Raw genomic sequence first — 4,362 nt, 5'->3', positions numbered from 1 at the left:
GGTTCCCGGGACACATGGCAAAGACCCGCCGCGTGATGAAGGAGAGCCTGAAGCTGGTGGACATCGTGGTGGAGCTGCGTGACGCCCGTATCCCAAAGAGCAGCCGCAACCCTGAAATCGAAAAGATTGTAGGCGACAAGCCGCGTCTGGTGGTATTTAACAAGGCGGACATCGCCGATCCTGCCGTCACCAAGGAGTGGCAGGATTACTACAAGAGCCACGGCGTGCGCACACTGGCGCTCGACTGCCGTTCGGGCAGAGGCTTGAAGGAGCTGGTTCCGGCGGTGCGCGACACCCTGTCCGACCTGCTGGCAAAGCGAAAAGCCAAGGGTATGGAGAGCCGTCCGATCCGCATGATGATCGTCGGCGTGCCAAACGTGGGCAAGTCGTCGCTGATTAACCGTCTGGCAGGCAGCAAGCGCGTCAAGGTGGAGGACCGTCCTGGTGTTACCCGCGGCAAACAGTGGGTGCGTCTGGAAAACGGCATCGAGCTGCTGGATATGCCTGGTGTACTGTGGCCAAAGTTTGACGACAAACAGGTTGGCGAACGCCTGGCGTACACCGGCGCCATCAAGGACGACGTCTACGACCTCGAGTGGGTTGCCATGCGCTTTCTGGACCTGCTGCGCAGCCGCTATCCAAAGCTGCTGGAGGAACGTTTCAAGGTCACACCGAGCGACAGCGAAGGACTGGAACCGTTCGACCTTCTGGAGCTGGTCGGCAAAAAGCGCGGCATGATGCTGCCAGGAGGCGTGGTCAACACCGAGCGCGCTGCCATCACCGTGCTGGATGAGTTCCGTGCGGGCAAGATCGGACGCATCTCGCTGGAGCGTCCGCACACCGCAGCCAAGGAACAGCCGGACGAAGAATAGGAGAAGTAAGATGCAGATGCAGCAGATGGCGCTGGTCATCGCGTTACTGGCAGTAGGAATGATCGTCCTTGAGCTGATCAAACTGCGCCGTCCGGTTCCGCCTGACTATGTGCAGCAGGCACTGGAACAGGCCATCGACCCGCAGCGGTGCGCCCGATTTCTCATCCGCGGCTATACAGTAAGCTATGTGCTGCTGCTGGTAGCGGCACTGGGAGTGCTGGGCGACTTTTTCGTGACAGCGCCGCTGTGGCTTTGGATGACCCGCATCGGATTTATAGCGGGACTTGTGTGCATGCTGGCGACAAGGCTTTTGCAGCGCCGGTTTTAATCAATAGAGCGCAGGAGGAATCGTATGACCGAACAAATCGATCTGTTTTTATTTGACCAACAGGTGCATGAGCAGGGATTTGCACTGGTCTGCGGCGTGGATGAGGCAGGACGAGGCCCTCTGGCCGGACCGGTGGTGGCAGCGGCGGTGATTCTGCCGCCCAAGGAAGAACTGCTCGAAAAATGCCCGCTGCTTGCGGGTTTGAACGACTCCAAAAAGCTCACCGAAAAAAAGCGGGAGGCACTGTTTGAACCGATTTGTCAGTATGCGCTGGCATACGGAATCGGTCAGGCAAGTGCGCAGGAGATCGACGAGCACAATATTTTGCAGGCGACCTTTCTGGCGATGGGACGTGCAGTGGAAAATCTCAAGCAGGACTTTGGGGTGCATCCTGACATCCTGCTGGTGGACGGCAACCGTGACCCGAAGATGATGAAAAACACCCGCACCGTCATCAAGGGAGATGCCAATTCCGCGTCGATTGCAGCGGCGTCCATTCTGGCAAAGGTAACAAGGGACCGGCAGCTGGTGGAGCTGGACAAGCTCTATCCGCAGTATGGCTTTGCAAAGCACAAGGGCTATCCGACCAAGCTCCACTATGAATGTATCGCCGCCCATGGAATTACTCCACAGCACCGCCGCAGCTTTTTAAAGAAGGTGCTTGGAAACGATGACTGATCGCCTTTCCACCGGAAAACTGGGAGAGGATGCGGTGGCAAAATACCTTGTCAAACAAGGCTATTTTGTGGTCACCCGCAATTATCATGCCACCCAGGGACACCATGAGGAGATCGACATCATCGCCTGCAACGGCCGCTATCTTGCCTTTGTGGAGGTCAAAACCCGCAAGAAGGGAACGGCCCTGCCGGCACCTTTTTCGGTCAATGAGAAAAAGCAGCGCCGGCTGTTTGACTGTGCACAGCTGTTTTTGCTTGCACACACCAGTTATTCCTGCTATCAGCCGCGGTTTGACGTGGCATGTGTGACGGTGCAGGATGGAGCGGTCGATCAAATCGACTATTATCAGAACGCTTTTTAAAGAAATTTCTTTTACATAACATTAAATGGAGAGGAATGAAGAATATGAAACTGTTTGACCTGCATTGTGATACGATTGAACGGATGGAAGAAAAGGGAGAGAATATGCTTACCGATAAAACCCAGCTGAGCTTAAAGTATCTTCCTCAGATTGAGAAATGGTGTCAAACCTTCGCAATCTTTATTCCAGACAGCAAACGTGGAGCAGCTGCTGTGGAATATTATGAGCGTGTCCGCGCTTATTTCCACAAGATGCTCAGGGAACACAGTGATATCGTCGAGATGGTCAACACTCCATCCGATATTGAGAAGATCACCGCTAAGAAAAAATGTGCGGCAATCCTCTCGGTAGAGGGCGCAGCAGTGCTGGACGGCAAGCTGGAAAATGTGGAAAAACTTGCAAAAGACGGCGTCAAGATGATGACTCTGACCTGGAACGGTGAAAACGAGCTGGCTTCGGGAAACAAAAATCCGGAGATGGGCTTTACCGACTTTGGCAGAGAGGCTGTCAAGGAGATGGAAAAACAGAACATCATCGTCGATGTATCCCACCTCAACGACAAGAGCATGGAGCAGCTGATGGGCGGCATCGCAACCAAACCGATCATCGCAACCCACTCCAACCTGCGTTCGATCTGTTCGCATAAGAGAAATCTCACCGAGGAGATGTTCAAGTACATCGTTGACCACAAAGGTCTGGTAGGCTTAAACCTGCTGCATGCCTTTGTTTCGGACGAGGAGATGAAGGATTCTAAGGCAGAGCTGTTCCGCCATGTTTACCGGATGCTCGAGCTGGGCGGCGAGGATGTCATCGCCTGCGGAAGCGACTTTGACGGCGGCATCGAAAGCCAGATGGACAACCCTGCAAAATTTGCGTCCTTTGGCGACTATATGCTGGAAAACGGCATCAGCCGTCGGATCGTCGATAAGATTATGTTTGAGAATGCGCTGCACTTCTTTGAGGAAAATGTCAGATGATGAGAAATAAACACTACTTTGAGGAGATGGGACTGGACCCGTCCAATCTCACAAAGACGCTGGATGCCACCAGCGACCGCATCTTTATGTTCCACCGCTTTTTGGAGGAGGAAGCCCCGTACCGCTTTAAGACCCGCAAGGTAAAATACCGCGTGGTGTCCCAGCAGAAACGGACAGAATGTGCCGTTCGCTACTAGGAGGGGTGTACAATGATCGTCAACCGTACCATCGTCGATGACTTTTTGAGAGGAAAAGATATTTCGCAGCAGTGGATCTTTTCGGAGATTCAGGAAAGGAACTGATACATGGCACTGTTTGTCATCGGAGATACCCACCTGTCGCTGTCGGTCGATAAGCCGATGGACATCTTTGGCGGCTGGAAAAACTATATGCAGCGGCTGGAAGAAAACTGGAAGGCCGTCGTCGGCCCAGAGGATACCGTTGTCATCCCAGGGGATGTTTCCTGGGGGATGAGCCTGGAGGAGGCAAAGGCGGACTTTGCCTTTTTGCAGGCGCTTCCTGGCAAAAAGATTCTGATGAAGGGCAACCACGACTACTGGTGGACCACCCGTTCCAAGATGGAAGCCTTTTTGGAGGAAAACGGATTTTCCACCCTCTCCATCCTGCACAACAACTGCATCAGCGCCGAGGGATTCAGCCTGTGCGGTTCCCGCGGCTGGATGTTTGAACAGGGACAGGCGCACGACAAAAAGATCATCTCCCGTGAGGCCGGACGCATCCGCGCCTCCTTGCAGGACGCCGGCCGCTTTGGCGATCAGGAAAAGATTTTGTTTCTGCACTACCCGCCGGTGTTCTTGCAGGACAGCATTCCGGAGTTTCTGGAAGTGATGCAGGAGTTTGGTGTGCGCCGCTGTTATTATGGGCATATCCACGCCCAGGGCTGCCGTCATGCCTTTCAGGGAGACTGGCAGGGAGTCCATCTGGAGATGGTTTCGTCAGATTTCCTCGGATTCTGCCCCAAAAAGATTGGATAAATCGCAAAAAATTGGCTTGAACAGGTGGAATTTCCAAAAAGAATATGCTATAATTGTTTGGATCATTCTACAAAGAATAAAAATGTGCCGTTCTTTTTTGAAGATGAGGGCAGGGGCTGTTGCGATCGAGGTATGACCGCCGGGATTGTCT

General features: G+C 53.6%; 7 protein-coding genes. All 7 read left to right on the top strand.

What is annotated here, in order from left to right:
* Positions 1–872, top strand: an 872-nt coding sequence (ylqF, locus tag Q0L39_RS10930; protein WP_296629143.1) for a ribosome biogenesis GTPase YlqF, incomplete at its 5' end; no start/stop codon positions are given.
* A 10-nt stretch (positions 873–882) separates the two neighbouring features.
* Entirely contained in the window at positions 883–1,200 is a 318-nt protein-coding gene (locus Q0L39_RS10925) for a hypothetical protein (protein WP_296629142.1), read from the top strand.
* Between the two features lie 24 nt (positions 1,201–1,224).
* A complete protein-coding gene (locus tag Q0L39_RS10920; protein ID WP_296629141.1) occupies positions 1,225–1,878 on the top strand; it encodes a ribonuclease HII in 654 nt (217 codons plus the stop codon).
* A complete protein-coding gene (locus tag Q0L39_RS10915) occupies positions 1,871–2,239 on the top strand; it encodes a YraN family protein (RefSeq protein ID WP_296629139.1) in 369 nt (122 codons plus the stop codon). The genes Q0L39_RS10920 and Q0L39_RS10915 overlap by 8 nt, the downstream gene beginning before the upstream one ends.
* 44 nt (positions 2,240–2,283) lie before the next feature.
* Positions 2,284–3,216 carry a membrane dipeptidase gene (locus Q0L39_RS10910; RefSeq protein ID WP_296629138.1) on the top strand — a complete coding sequence of 311 codons (933 nt, stop codon included), beginning with the start codon at positions 2,284–2,286 and terminating at the stop codon, positions 3,214–3,216.
* The gene (locus tag Q0L39_RS10905; protein WP_296629136.1) at positions 3,213–3,413 is read left to right on the top strand and encodes a hypothetical protein; all 201 of its coding nucleotides are present in this window, start codon (positions 3,213–3,215) and stop codon (positions 3,411–3,413) included. The genes Q0L39_RS10910 and Q0L39_RS10905 overlap by 4 nt, the downstream gene beginning before the upstream one ends.
* A 108-nt stretch (positions 3,414–3,521) precedes the next feature.
* Complete coding sequence (locus tag Q0L39_RS10900; protein ID WP_296629135.1) at positions 3,522–4,211, top strand: metallophosphoesterase; 690 nt, start codon at positions 3,522–3,524, stop codon at positions 4,209–4,211.
* Positions 4,212–4,362: the final 151 nt, after the last annotated feature.

The organism is uncultured Negativibacillus sp. (assembly GCF_944388365.1).
Taxonomy (GTDB): Bacteria; Bacillota; Clostridia; order Oscillospirales; family Ruminococcaceae; genus Negativibacillus.
This window is presented reverse-complemented; position numbering and strand designations above follow the sequence as displayed.

What these genes read in the sequence shown, in the direction of transcription:
- Q0L39_RS10915 (WP_296629139.1), top strand. Translation starts at nt 1,871, where the DNA reads ATGACTGATCGCCTTTCCACCGGAAAACTGGGAGAGGATGCGGTGGCA.
- Q0L39_RS10920 (WP_296629141.1), top strand. Translation starts at nt 1,225, where the DNA reads ATGACCGAACAAATCGATCTGTTTTTATTTGACCAACAGGTGCATGAG.
- Q0L39_RS10900 (WP_296629135.1), top strand. Translation starts at nt 3,522, where the DNA reads ATGGCACTGTTTGTCATCGGAGATACCCACCTGTCGCTGTCGGTCGAT.
- Q0L39_RS10925 (WP_296629142.1), top strand. Translation starts at nt 883, where the DNA reads ATGCAGATGCAGCAGATGGCGCTGGTCATCGCGTTACTGGCAGTAGGA.
- Q0L39_RS10910 (WP_296629138.1), top strand. Translation starts at nt 2,284, where the DNA reads ATGAAACTGTTTGACCTGCATTGTGATACGATTGAACGGATGGAAGAA.
- Q0L39_RS10905 (WP_296629136.1), top strand. Translation starts at nt 3,213, where the DNA reads ATGATGAGAAATAAACACTACTTTGAGGAGATGGGACTGGACCCGTCC.